General features: G+C 28.1%; 21 protein-coding genes. 1 reads left to right on the top strand and 20 read right to left on the bottom strand.

The annotated features are described in order from the left end of the window. Positions 1-20: 20 nt before the first annotated feature. The 18 genes from DP68_RS01560 to DP68_RS01475 form a co-directional block, all read right to left on the bottom strand. Complete coding sequence (locus DP68_RS01560; protein WP_035305125.1) at positions 21-470, bottom strand: hypothetical protein; 450 nt, start codon at positions 468-470, stop codon at positions 21-23. 112 nt (positions 471-582) lie between these two features. After that, positions 583-936, bottom strand: coding sequence for a DUF2185 domain-containing protein (locus tag DP68_RS01555; protein ID WP_035305122.1), 354 nt, complete (start codon positions 934-936; stop codon positions 583-585). Positions 937-996: 60 nt separating this feature from the next. Continuing rightward, positions 997-1,389 carry a hypothetical protein gene (locus DP68_RS01550; protein WP_035305113.1) on the bottom strand — a complete coding sequence of 131 codons (393 nt, stop codon included), beginning with the start codon at positions 1,387-1,389 and terminating at the stop codon, positions 997-999. A gap of 89 nt (positions 1,390-1,478) precedes the next feature. Next, positions 1,479-1,823, bottom strand: a complete 345-nt coding sequence (locus DP68_RS01545) for a hypothetical protein (protein WP_035305109.1) — start codon at positions 1,821-1,823, stop codon at positions 1,479-1,481. 238 nt (positions 1,824-2,061) lie between these two features. After that, positions 2,062-2,547: a hypothetical protein gene (locus tag DP68_RS01540; RefSeq protein ID WP_291546847.1), complete on the bottom strand. Its 486-nt coding sequence runs from the start codon at positions 2,545-2,547 to the stop codon at positions 2,062-2,064. Between the two features lie 72 nt (positions 2,548-2,619). Then, positions 2,620-2,952 carry a hypothetical protein gene (locus tag DP68_RS01535; protein ID WP_035305104.1) on the bottom strand — a complete coding sequence of 111 codons (333 nt, stop codon included), beginning with the start codon at positions 2,950-2,952 and terminating at the stop codon, positions 2,620-2,622. 76 nt (positions 2,953-3,028) lie between these two features. Then, positions 3,029-3,523, bottom strand: coding sequence for a hypothetical protein (locus DP68_RS01530; protein WP_035305101.1), 495 nt, complete (start codon positions 3,521-3,523; stop codon positions 3,029-3,031). Between the two features lie 68 nt (positions 3,524-3,591). Continuing rightward, on the bottom strand, positions 3,592-3,960 hold the full coding sequence (locus DP68_RS01525) for a DUF2251 domain-containing protein (RefSeq protein ID WP_291546934.1): 369 nt from the start codon (positions 3,958-3,960) through the stop codon (positions 3,592-3,594). A 212-nt stretch (positions 3,961-4,172) separates the two neighbouring features. Further along, a complete protein-coding gene (locus DP68_RS01520) occupies positions 4,173-4,493 on the bottom strand; it encodes a hypothetical protein (RefSeq protein WP_035305099.1) in 321 nt (106 codons plus the stop codon). 171 nt (positions 4,494-4,664) lie between these two features. Continuing rightward, the gene (locus DP68_RS01515; protein ID WP_035305098.1) at positions 4,665-4,976 is read right to left on the bottom strand and encodes a hypothetical protein; all 312 of its coding nucleotides are present in this window, start codon (positions 4,974-4,976) and stop codon (positions 4,665-4,667) included. A 344-nt stretch (positions 4,977-5,320) separates the two neighbouring features. Then, a complete protein-coding gene (locus DP68_RS01510) occupies positions 5,321-5,593 on the bottom strand; it encodes a hypothetical protein (RefSeq protein ID WP_035305096.1) in 273 nt (90 codons plus the stop codon). A 106-nt stretch (positions 5,594-5,699) separates the two neighbouring features. Further along, entirely contained in the window at positions 5,700-5,975 is a 276-nt protein-coding gene (locus tag DP68_RS01505) for a DUF2695 domain-containing protein (protein WP_035305093.1), read from the bottom strand. Positions 5,976-6,084: 109 nt separating this feature from the next. After that, positions 6,085-6,390, bottom strand: coding sequence for a hypothetical protein (locus DP68_RS01500; RefSeq protein WP_035305091.1), 306 nt, complete (start codon positions 6,388-6,390; stop codon positions 6,085-6,087). A 158-nt stretch (positions 6,391-6,548) separates the two neighbouring features. Further along, positions 6,549-6,806, bottom strand: coding sequence for a hypothetical protein (locus DP68_RS01495; RefSeq protein WP_035305089.1), 258 nt, complete (start codon positions 6,804-6,806; stop codon positions 6,549-6,551). Between the two features lie 112 nt (positions 6,807-6,918). Continuing rightward, the gene (locus tag DP68_RS01490; RefSeq protein ID WP_291546843.1) at positions 6,919-7,287 is read right to left on the bottom strand and encodes a hypothetical protein; all 369 of its coding nucleotides are present in this window, start codon (positions 7,285-7,287) and stop codon (positions 6,919-6,921) included. A 65-nt stretch (positions 7,288-7,352) separates the two neighbouring features. Beyond that, positions 7,353-7,784, bottom strand: coding sequence for a hypothetical protein (locus DP68_RS01485; RefSeq protein ID WP_035305086.1), 432 nt, complete (start codon positions 7,782-7,784; stop codon positions 7,353-7,355). Between the two features lie 121 nt (positions 7,785-7,905). Continuing rightward, positions 7,906-8,661 carry a hypothetical protein gene (locus DP68_RS01480; protein ID WP_035305085.1) on the bottom strand — a complete coding sequence of 252 codons (756 nt, stop codon included), beginning with the start codon at positions 8,659-8,661 and terminating at the stop codon, positions 7,906-7,908. Positions 8,662-8,784: 123 nt separating this feature from the next. Further along, positions 8,785-9,771, bottom strand: coding sequence for a hypothetical protein (locus tag DP68_RS01475; RefSeq protein WP_035305083.1), 987 nt, complete (start codon positions 9,769-9,771; stop codon positions 8,785-8,787). A gap of 357 nt (positions 9,772-10,128) precedes the next feature. On the opposite strand from DP68_RS01475, the gene DP68_RS01470 reads away from it, so the two are divergent. Then, complete coding sequence (locus DP68_RS01470) at positions 10,129-10,692, top strand: GNAT family protein (RefSeq protein WP_035305080.1); 564 nt, start codon at positions 10,129-10,131, stop codon at positions 10,690-10,692. A 66-nt stretch (positions 10,693-10,758) separates the two neighbouring features. On the opposite strand, the gene DP68_RS18775 is transcribed toward DP68_RS01470, so the two are convergent. Both DP68_RS18775 and DP68_RS01460 read right to left on the bottom strand, forming a co-directional pair. After that, on the bottom strand, positions 10,759-11,979 hold the full coding sequence (locus DP68_RS18775) for a chloride channel protein (RefSeq protein WP_052085587.1): 1,221 nt from the start codon (positions 11,977-11,979) through the stop codon (positions 10,759-10,761). A gap of 28 nt (positions 11,980-12,007) precedes the next feature. Next, positions 12,008-12,574 carry a TetR/AcrR family transcriptional regulator gene (locus DP68_RS01460; RefSeq protein ID WP_035305077.1) on the bottom strand — a complete coding sequence of 189 codons (567 nt, stop codon included), beginning with the start codon at positions 12,572-12,574 and terminating at the stop codon, positions 12,008-12,010. Positions 12,575-12,654: the final 80 nt, after the last annotated feature.

Here is a 12,654-nt window from a genome sequence, read left to right as displayed (position 1 = left end):
AGAAATATGCGCCTTTAAACCTACCTACCAACTCTTTTACCGTACCTTAATTTCTCCCCTATAAATTCACTTCTATCACGCCATTTTATCCCCTTTGCAGAAATCCACATAGTATTATCATTATTAGGATTATCAATATTCCAATCTTCTTCATCCGCCCAATAATATATCCCATCCTTGTACTCAAGTGTTACTCCGAAAATACTATACCAATAATCCGAAGATGTAGAAACAATGTTCATTCTTTGGATTTCTCTAAAGTAAACCTCAATTGCTGAAGGATTTTCAAATTGTCTTTGAAATAATACTTTGGCATTTATTGAGTAATCTCCACAACCCATTCCTAAATCTTCAGAAACATGATAGCTATTCCATAGATGAATCTCTCTTAAACACCCATCATGAAACCACCCAAATGTATTTAATAAATTTTTAATATCATCCTCGGTTTTTATTTCTATCCAATCCATACTGTAATTATCACTCCATTTACTTATAAAGATACTGTAAATAATCTCATTTCAAAGATACAATAAATTACTGTTGTTCAACAATATATTAATATTTCGAAACAAAGATTTATTAATCTTCAGGTGATTCCCACTCCTCATCAAGTGCAAATTTACCACTTTCATTACGAATAAATGCAGTTCCTGCTGCTGAATCAAGAAACGGAATTATATCAGGGTCATAATTACATATAGTGTTGATTTGATAAATACCATGGTTGTCAGGATTATTCATATAATCATCATCCTCATCACCAGCCATAAACCTCCAACCACTATCAGGATTGCCATTTTGATATGGTTCTTCTCTATACATAAACCCAACCTTACAACCATCTACTGTAATTCTATCAGTTGCAATACATCCCTCATCTGAATCTATAATCCTTTTTATTTCATTACCAGATAAGTAAAACTTTTTTATCATAAGTCTATTCCCCTTTTTGTTCGTTATAATTTATCCTTGCAGCACAATTTAAGAACAATACTATTTACTAATAGCTTCTATTTGTAAAAGGTTTTTATAGGGAAGAAAAATCAAATCTTCAATATTCAAATTTTCAATCATCACTTGTCTTTCATCCTTAATTTCTAGCAGATCTTCGTCCTGCCAGAATGGATAAATATATATTTCTTTCGCCAATTTTAACACATCTATAAATGCATCTTTTAAATTGCTGAATTGCTCATAAAAATCACTAAAATCATATTCATATACTGTTTTTTCTTTTTCTTTTATATCATAATAAATAGAATAATTTAAATCAGTATTTTTAATTAGATAATTTTGATATTCCTTTAAGGCATTCTGATATTCCTTGTTATTCTCTAGTGTTTTATACATCTCATTTACTTTAGGATAAAGAATTTCATGAATCATTTTGATTTGTTCTTCTTGCTTCAAATTTGATTTAAATATCTTTTCTTGTTCTTCAGTTTCATAATCATCTATATGTTTACTAAAACTTTCTAGTACATCCCATAGCTTGTCTCTTGATTTTCAAATTCTTTTACTTTTATGTCATACTCTTTAGAAGTCTTTAATCTTTTCATTTTGTTTAATTTCTCAATCTCTTCGTTTTTCTTTCTTATTTTATACGCATTAAAATTACTAACATTTTCTTCTCGAAGCCTTGAAATAATGCTACTACAATCACAACCACTGTTAGCAGAATAAAATTCATAGTTTCTCGCAAGATCATTAAATTTGTAGTAGCTATCTTTAATAATATATAAATTATGTTTTTCAAAAATGCTTATTACCTCTTCTTTTGGTACACTTTTAGGCACCATATATAAATTTAATTGACACATAAACTCCACCCTCTTATAAAAGCTTTATATTGTACTCAAATGATATAAAATCAGCACATCAATTTGATGCTAAATTCCTTTAATGAGCATTTAGAAAGTATTCTTTAATTTTCCCTATCATAATTCAATCTCCTTTAATATGAATATAAGTTGTGTTCTATTAGGCTACAATATTAGATAATTGCTGTATCATATAGGAATGTTGACAATTATCATGTCTTACTATATTAATTATAAATTACATAATGGTAGGGTCTGCACCATACCATGTTTGTACATCATTCTCATCAGTACATTCATTAATCCAAGCTATACCAAAAACGAGTATATGAGATTTAGTAGTTGATAATATATTGTATCCTATCCCATTATCTAAATAGGTACTGTCATAATCATAGTTACCAATTCTTTCTCCTGTATCAAAATAACCAGTATCACATTCTATTCCTATTGATAGTTTTACCTTATCTTGATAAAATGCTTGGCATTCTAATCTTTCCCCAGATTCAGGATAATAGTTGGTTTTGATACAATCTATATCCTCAATGACACAACAAATACAGTGTGGTAGATTATCACTTTCATATTCAATTATTATTTTATATCTACCATTAATATCGGGAAATAAAACTGAATCATTGTTTAATTTTATTGCACTATATTTTACCTTGCAATCATCTTTATATATTCCCACTAAACCTAATGGCGTTATCAATTTTTCCACTAGCATCACCCCGCAACCTTAATTGACCATTTCTGTTTCGTAATATTTTTACCATTGCGTATTACTATCTAACTATTCTTCCTCATTAGTCATATATTCCAAATGGTCTGAAATCATACATTTGCTAATCCAATCGTTTAAATCTTTATATACCTTTGTTTTTGGATATTTAGGATCATCTTCTCTACCCTTAGAGTAAGTTAAATGCACTACGGCAAAACCAAATTTTGAATCATGTACCTGAAATAAAACTTCATCACAATCGTACCGTCTTCCTATTGCAACAACCCTTTTCCCATATAAAACATGCTGTTCTCCTACCTCATTGTAAAATTCTTTTTCAAAATAACTTGGATTTGTGCAAAGATCTTCCCATGGCTCTAGCCAATTGATATTGTTATCCATTATTAGCTCCCTTCCTTACATTTAATGTCATACCCTAATATTTTATTCTTTCACTGTAAAATAATAAGCTTACTCGCTAATCCTCTTTTGTTTTAGTAACAAATATATTACCATTCTTAAAACATATTAATATAGTCAAACCAGAAGCAAAAAGTATTTCATGGGATAAAGTCTGTTCATCTATTGGCAAAAACTCATCATAAGCCCAATCATCAAATCCTCTTCTATCCCCCCAGCCCTCAGCTTCTTTATAATTCACATTAAACTGCTTAATATGTTTATAAGTTATTTTAAACGTATCCACACTATTTGTAATATATATATCTATTGATATAGGATTTTTAACTCCATACTCCTTGTGTGTTAACACTATATTCTTTATGTGAAAATCATGAAAGCCGTGATTCTTCAAATATATCTTTAAAAACTTCTGAGAAAATCTAATTTTAACTGATTGAAATATTTCAGAGTATACTTCGTAATTTCTATCCCATTCGGAGTCTGCTTCATCACGTTCCTTTTGTGAATCACTATTTAGCTTTGACCATAATTCATTAGTAAAATACTTCACAGATTTGAACCTCCTAAGTTCGTAGCTTTTTATAACTGTTTAAATATCGTGAAATTATGATTTACCTCTTAACCATTATTTAATCTTAGTGGTTCCCCTTCATTTTGCCCAATACCCTTGTCCCAAACTTGCCTTTCTATTGAAACGATTAGATTTTCTTCCCTTGGAGCATTTAATTTTCTTTTACTGAATAAATCAAAAATTCCCCAGCATTCACCATCTACAATTAAAGCAGTTCTTTCTGAATTATCTGACCATATAATAAATACTTCTTTACATTCCCATATTGAAGGATTAATTTGATTATAAATCCATTGATGTTCAACTATTTCATCAAATTCTCCATTTTCTTCACAACTACATAAATACATATATCCAGTTTCTCCATCATCTTCGAAAATAGTAATCCATTTATTATCTGGTGAAGAAGAGTCTATACAATAACTTTATTTTTCTTGATTTAAACATTTATCCATAATTACCTCCAATAATATCTAGTGTGTAATTGATCATAATCCTCTTACCTCAGCTATTTGTCTATATATTCTATATAAGCCATATAATCTACATAATATACGTTTTCTTGTTGTTCATATAAACTGTTAGTACTTCGTCATATGAGAAGAATGTTAATTAGTTTTGCTTAAAGTCATTTCATTCCAAACACTTCTAGCATTACTGAACCATTTTTATCATATACTACAACAGATATAAATTGTTCTTTTCCGTACATATCAATCTCATAATTAGTTTCTGATTTTGCACTTCCTATAAATGTATATATAACATCAGAGAAACCTGGATGATATCTATCTGGTTTTTCAATATCTATTCCCAATTCATTTAAGAAATTCACTAATTCAGGAAATTGCTTATGAGCATCAATTATTGACTTTAACCTATGCCTATACATTAATTGAGTTTTCTGCACATCAAGACTGAACTGCCAACCATACTTGTCAATTTTCATAATATATGCCTCCTCTAATGCTCATATTCGCCATCTAATATTTATGTTCCACAATAAATTACTGTTGTGACTTTTTATAAAAAAATGTGACTTAACATTGACTTTTAATTATATTATTTTTTAATTATGCTGTTTCATTAGCTTATCGGCACTAAAATTCCTATTCAGCTTTTAAATAACAGTGCGGAGATAAAGGTATATAATAAACGAAATAACTCCTAAAGCAATTTTTAATATTCTACCTTTCTTGTTTATCGCTGTTTCGATAAATAATACAGCCGCCAATAAGATCCATATCCTCTCAATTAAAAATGCTCCCAAAAGTGTCATAATTGAAAATCCAAATATGGGAAGCACCAAAATTAATGACATTATAAAAAGTACACCTAAATAGAATAGTCTTGTCTTAAGGGAATATCGTTTATAATATGAAAATGCTAAGAAACATATAGTAATTAACAACGGTATCCATTGAATAATCATGTAAGAACCCTCCACTTTGTTAAATTTCTAATTATTTTTCTTATTTTTATACCATCTATATATTTTATACGGAAACAGGTATGTAAAAAGTGAAAGCATCATTAAATCATAAATCCATTTTAACCCTCTCGCATTTAAAGCAGGCTTCATATAATCAGTTAATAAATTAAATGTTGGAGGCAGTATAAGGCAACCTACTAATAAAATAATAATAAGTAATATATAAGTAATTAGCTTTACTAGCTTTGATAAAATTCACTTAATCATTTTTATCCTCCATTTGAATTGTAATATATTTCTTATGTCCTTCTACTTCTGTAACTATGCCTTCAAATGATAGTAAATTAATATTTTCTACTTGCTGATTTTAATAAATACCTAATAGAACTTACTATCCCCAATATATAAAAGAATGCGTCAATATAGCTACCATTATTATTTATCAATATATCATATAGTGACAAAATGAATATAAGTATAACAACGACCATAACTATAGAAACAATCCAATTATTTAAATACTTTTGAAACCTTTCTTCAAATATCGAAATTAAAACCCATAGGCACAATATACCTATCAGTATTATTTTATAGACATGATTAAGTTCACGTAGCATATTTCACACCCTTCTTGTGTTAATTAATTTTACATCATTATTATAAAAAACTATTTTTATCCAAAAACAATAATACGCCCTATAAGAAGAGTGCAAATTAACTATCTTATATCTCTGATATGTTATCTTCTATATTGGCTAATACCTCACAGTCACAAAAAACACCATTATCTTGCAGCCAATTTAATGATTCGTCAATTGGTAACTCATTATCTTCTAAAAATTTTATTGTATATTTTAAAGTATCATCACATCCATGCTCTCCTAATATTTCATCAAGATAGTCAAATAACATAGAACTAAATGGAAGGGTGGCAACGAAAGTCATCTTCTGTTCTACATAATACTTTTGTTTCAATTCTTTCTTCTTATTTTTATCCATGAATTCTTCCTCCTGCCATATCACTAATCTATAATTCGTCATATATTACAACTGTTTAAATATCATGGATTTATGATTAACTACTATGTTAACAATTTTGTAAAACTAATTAATTTTTGCTTCTTTGATGCTTCATAAATTCATCAATACTATTTGGGCCTGCTATGAGATTTCCTCCAATAATTGCTATTGCTATTATAATTATTAGCATTAACCAACCGTCATATAATTGCAAAATACCAATAGAATAAAGTGGATAAAAAATAATTTCCATAACTGGACGTATTAATAATGAAAATGTAAGCCATTCACCAGCCTTGAACCCCTTATAAAATAAAAGTGAGATTATCACCACAGCTGATATTGCAAAAATTTGTTTTAGTAGTACTTGTGTATTTTGTATATTCAAACCCATAAAAAAGTTTATGCCATAATATAGATTATTAATTACAATGATTAATAAAACGATTTTTCTACCTTTGCTAACTTGTTCGCTATTACTATATATAGCCTCACCTTCTTCTTGATAAGTTTAATTTATATTTTTAATTTATTACATAAGCATTGATTCTTTTAAATTTTATGAATATATCGTTGTATTCCCATAACAATACGGTACATAATTGGGAAAAATAAAATATTAATAAGAAGAAACATTAAATTACTTAAATCAAAGCTTGAAACAAATGCTATTAAGCTTAGCATGATTGTTACAATGTATCCATACATAAAAAACTTTCCAACAAAAGTAAAGAGCTTACTCTTCCCTTGGAATTTATCAATCCAAAATATTTTATGTAAAAGCATTTTTAATTTTATTGCTATATTCATATATCTAATAACCTCCATAGAATTTTTTTTGCATTATAAGCAAAGTTTAATACTTGCATAATATATCTCTTTGCATAAGTTATGTTCTCATTATGCATTACTCTTATAAAACTTAAAACCAGAAATGAAAAAATTTATTTAAAATCAAAATAACAGAAAGTAGAAAAACCAATGCCAAAAAAGCACAGCAAACTATGAGCAGAATCCCACTTAAAATATGTGCTGCTTTAGTACTCTTAAAGCTTATGAGTTTTAATGTTAGATATATTGTTGAAATAATTCCGATTATAATTAGCGGATAAAAGAAAGAATATAAAAATGGTTGTTGAAACATAAACCTTCCAATTAGACCTCTTCCTAAGCAAACAACAATTACCCCAAATAATAGAGTTTTTCCACCTTTTGCCCCAAAATAACGTTGAAAAATATCTGTTCTATAATCTAAAATAAGATTCTTGAATTTGCTCCCTTCTTGCTCCATTTTAAACAAATCCAAATTCTCATCATTTTCTTTTATTTTAATCACTCCCTTTGCAGAAAACCTAATTAATCTCCATAAATCAGATATGCCCCACTAGCCACTGTAATCACAGCAATAGCAGCTAAGCAAAGAACATAGAAAAAACCAATGTATTGACTACCGCCATGTCCAAAACGTCCATATCCTCGGATTGTTGGGATGCTTATATAACCTAACTTTACTATCTTTCTATCATTAATCAAGCCAACTAAAAAAACAAAAATGTTATAAGCTAATATAAGAATTAAAAATTTAAATAAATAATTATCTCTCGAAATCCATATTCCAGTCTCAAAACTATAATAAATCCACATACAAATTACTAACAATAGTGATACCTTAGATTCAATAATAACTATTCTTTTGAGTAAATATATATTTTTTTCTGCGATTGATCCTAAATACATCATCAAAGCCAAAGAAAAAAATATAGCTAAAATTAAAGCAACTTCTTTCAATGCATGCCCCCCTTTGTCCTTACACTCCACTAATTTAGCATGTTCTACTATCATAACTCAATATGGGGAAGAGTTATTACTTGCACCAGTCAGCAAGCTATTACACTTCCAACCAGCGAGTTTACCTGCTATCGCCTTCATCTGGTGAAGTATTCATTGAATACTCTTTCATTATTTCTTTATATATAATAGCACCTTCAATATATATAATAATCGGAATTGTCATCATTAAAGAATGTAAAAGGCATCCAAACCAATCTAGGTTTTTGTGCATTATAAAAATGAAAATCATTTGTATAATAAATAATAGTATAAAGATTAGAAAAAATCTTTTTAATACATTCTTTAATCTTCCTTCCTTCTTTAAATCTTTCAGAATGCTAAATAATGAAATAATGCTAATAATTATTATTCCTATACCTGTTAAAAGAAATATTATTATGGAAAACAACGCAAAATATTTAAAATATGAAAGTTTAGAAAATAATGCAATAGCACCAAAAATAAAAACCGCTGCCAGAGAAGCTATTGCTGTTATTTGGAAACCATTAAAAATTATATCGATGTAATCTTTTGAAGGCTTTTCCTTATAGTTTAAGGTCTCCAATTCCACTGAAATCTTTTGCCAATTCTTTTTAAAATCATTTCTTTCCTTCACATACCAATACCAATTAATAATAGTACATATCATAGCTATTACTGTAAGAATTATTGCAGCAGTTGGATTCTTAATATCTCTTTCTATATAATATCTAAAGATAAGGTTTAATGGTGGACCGGAACATATAATTGTGTTCCAAATTGCTCCATACGGGTTTGGCTTTAAAACTTCCTTGAATTCTTTAACTATTTCTGATTCATTATTATCTTTAACCATTTATTTTTTAATCTCCTGAATAAATTCTTAAAAACATTTTGATACCATATACCCTTCATAATAAATTACTCATACTTCTCAACATAAGAAAATGGTAAATTTACTTGAGACAGCATTTACTCTCTATTCCTGAGCTTGTTCTCTACTAACTCGTCCCCTAAATGCTCCAAAACCAAAGCAAACAATTGCAGCAATAATTACAACAATTTGATCTGATGGATTTTGTATTAGATACTTAAAATACTCATTTATTATAATTAAAATATCACTTCCTGTGATTGCAGCTCTTTCTGATATTATAATTGTTAAAATGATTGCAGCCGGAACTTGAACTAGGCATATTAATCCCATCAAAAATCTTATAATTAAACTAAATGATTGCTCTAAATAATATTTATTAAAGCCTGCAATAATTAAAAAACATCCAAATATAGGTATCATTAAATAATTTTTTTCTAATGAATAAATTGTAACTCCATAGACAGAAGTTGTAATAACACAAAATAAAACTGCAGCAATTATTGCTTTAATTATGTTATTATCCAGCTCTTCATTATCCTCATTTAAACTTTCAATATTAATTTCATCCTCTATGTAAACTTTATTTAATTGCTCTCCTATAGTTAATAGTAATCTTTCAGTATCTATTTCACTAAAAAACCTGAGTGGTATTTGAAAAGACTGTGGAGGAATGCCATATAGTGAGGTAAAGTTATTAGATATGGTCCTTTTCTTCTTTTTATTTACATCTTTCTCAAGTAAGATTGCGAGCATAGTATTATTATTGTATTCATATATTTGTGCTTCATGAATCTCTCTCCAATAAGCCGTTTTAGATTTAAAAGGCATGGAAACTCTTATATATTCTTCTGTCATTTCTATATAAAACCTTTTCAAAATTCCTACAGCTATAAGTATATAGGCAAAGTAAAAACCTATTCCAAGCATAAACAGCCCCATAACTAACCCCATGATAAACTCTTCTTTCATAACAGCTACAAGCATAAAGATGCCTCCACCTGCTGTAAAGAGAGTAAGCAGCAAAAATATCAGTTTCATATGCCACTTTAAGCTTGATTTTTGGTGAAACGGGATATTGTATTCCTCCATAATAAACCTCCATTAATGTAATTAATTCAAATTATTTAAGTATTGAAGTTTTGATATTAGTAAATTATAGCTTGTCTTATAATTTGAAAATTTCAAACAAAATTATGCAATATATTACAATTATATAAAGAATTGTTTCTAAATACTACAAGCATTTTATACCAATTATATTCTTCAATGCCCATACTTTTATTATATTTAAAATTTCCCTCTTAAACTTTATATGTTCTGTAAAATAATGATACAGTAATATACAAAATATGTTATAATTTTCATATAAATCATAAAAGAGGATTTATATGCTAAAATGACTGCTTAATATAAGCAGCAACAAAAAAATAATTATATGGAGGTACTATGAGCGAGAATAGTTTATTTTCAGAATTTCCCCTTATTAAAAAAAGTGAGATTTCACTAAGAAAAATAGAAAAATCAGATTTGGATGATCTTTACTCTATATATAGTAACAAAAACTTATTCAAATATAGACCATCAGAAGCCAAAAAGAATAAATCTACTGTTGAAAATATGATTTCCCATTTTGAAAGAGATTTTAACAAAAGAAAAACAATCTTTCTTGGAATTTGTTTAAATGAAGATTTAAGCAAAGTTGTTGGAGTTGCTGAAATATTTGACTTTGATGCAAAAGTAAACATGGTAACCATCGGATATACTTTAAATGAAGATTACTTCGGAAAAGGTATCGCCGCTAAAACAGTAAAGGCATTACTTGATTATTTGTTTAATACTGTTGGTCTAAATAGAGTACAAGCCTATGTTATGCCAGATAATATAAAATCAAAAAATGTATTAGAAAGAAATGGTTTTACAAAAGAAGGAACCATAAGGCAGGGAGCAATTTGGACAGGAAAAGGTGTTGTTGATTTAGATTTATATTCATTCCTAAGATCAGATTTATGATATGCTCTCCTCTCTAGTAAAGCTTATATTTTTTCTACCTTAAGGCGAGCATATCACCCCTTAGAGCTAAGAACTCTGAGGGGTGTTTTCTGAAGTTAAATCTTTGCATCGCATGCCTTTCAGCTTAATTAACATATGCTGCAAGTATTTATTTAAATTTTTATATTTAAATTTATCAATTATAAAATTTATTGAAAATGATGATATTATCGCAAAAATCCAATACGTCACAGGGAGGAAGAGACCTATTAAAACCACAGCTATAATAGGCTTTCTAAGCACTACTGTAATTACTCCCGCTGCAATAATAGCTACACTATAGGTTGGATCAATTTTCAATATATCACTAACAGCAAATGCTATACAAAAGGAGGCAAATATTGTAGGGAATATCTGTCCCCCAACCCATCGAAAATTAATAGATATTTTAGTAGCTAATATCTTTAAAAATGCAATAAATAATATATATATATCTCCCAATTCATCAAAGTTATTAACAATTTCTCTTAAGGCATGTTCACCAGAAAAAAGTGTAAGAGGAAAATAAGCCCCTAAAACTGCCAAAATCCCTCCACCAATTATCGCTTCTGTAAATGGATTTAAGCTTATTTTAGTTTTTTTACAAGTATATTTTACTAAATCACCCATATAGTTAAAAGATATACCTATTATTATTGAAAGAATTAAAATAGGTATAAAAAACATTAACTCTTTACTGGAAATATTATTTTTGCTTAATTTAAAAATAAAGCTTCCTTTATGTGTTAAATCACTTAAAAATTTTATAGTAAAGTAAGCAGATAAAGCTGTGCAGCTGTAGGTAACATAATTTAATAACTTTTTCGAAATAGGCTGTACTTTATATATTGAACTTTTAAATTTTTCACTTAGAAAAGTTGAAAGCATAGCTACCATTCCAAAAAGACCAGCTTCAGGACCTATACTGCCTCCAAAAATTAAAGGTAAAAAAGCACATATAATATATTTTGGTAAAGGTTTATAGTCAATAGTTTTTGTAAGCTTGTATTCATGAAGTATTTCATCCATTTCTTTTGGATAAGGACCTAAATATTTTTGACAAAGACCTATTATTAATCCTCCTAATGAGCATAAAATTATAGTAATGGTAAAATTATTTACTTTTATAATATGAGGCAGCTCATGCCACAGAAAATTACTTGATAAATTTACAAGAAACATAAATGCCCAGCAAAAGGCACCAATAACTATACCAATAATAAGCCCCAAAAATATAATATTTTTTATAATAGATTTAATAATATCCACCACCCCTATATAACATCTTTCTGTATTTTTACTTTATAGTTAAACTAATAAATTCAACTAAGAAATCTATATTGTCTTCTTTATCATTTGGATGAAGTTCCAACATTATTAGCATTGATGCCAATAGAGATTCTGCTAGCCTAGTATTAATATTTGAGCATTTATTAATCCTCTCTACCTTATCAATGCATTTAAAAAGATCTTCTACTCTTAAAAGCAAACTATTTTTCAAATCAATAATTTCTTTATCATCTTTTAACTCATCAATTGAAGTATTTATCAAGACTTTTCCTAAGCCATTTCTTGCTTCAATATCTTCATAAAGAGTATTTATAAACTTTTTAAGCTTTTCTTCTGAAGAAATATTAAGCTTATTTACAGCATCAAGCTTATTAAATGTGTTTTCCCAGCTTTCTTTAAGTATGCTTAGATAAAGCTGCTTCTTATTTTTATAGTAATTATATAAGGTTCCAACAGCTACCCCGGATTCTTTAGATATCATCCGCATATCAACATTAATATAGCTGAGACTAATAAATAATTCCGCAGCACAATTTCTAATATTTTTCTCAACATCCTTTATTATTTTTGGCATAAACATCACCGTCCATTTTTATTATGAACTATTGTTCATTTAAATTATAATATTATTATATTATCTTCTTCTTTATTTGT

The sequence above is a fragment of the Clostridium sp. HMP27 genome, from assembly GCF_000765165.1.
In the GTDB taxonomy this organism is placed as follows: Bacteria; Bacillota; Clostridia; order Clostridiales; family Clostridiaceae; genus Clostridium_AK.
The sequence above is the reverse complement of the archived record's forward strand: the minus strand, read 5'-3'. Positions and strand labels throughout refer to the sequence as shown.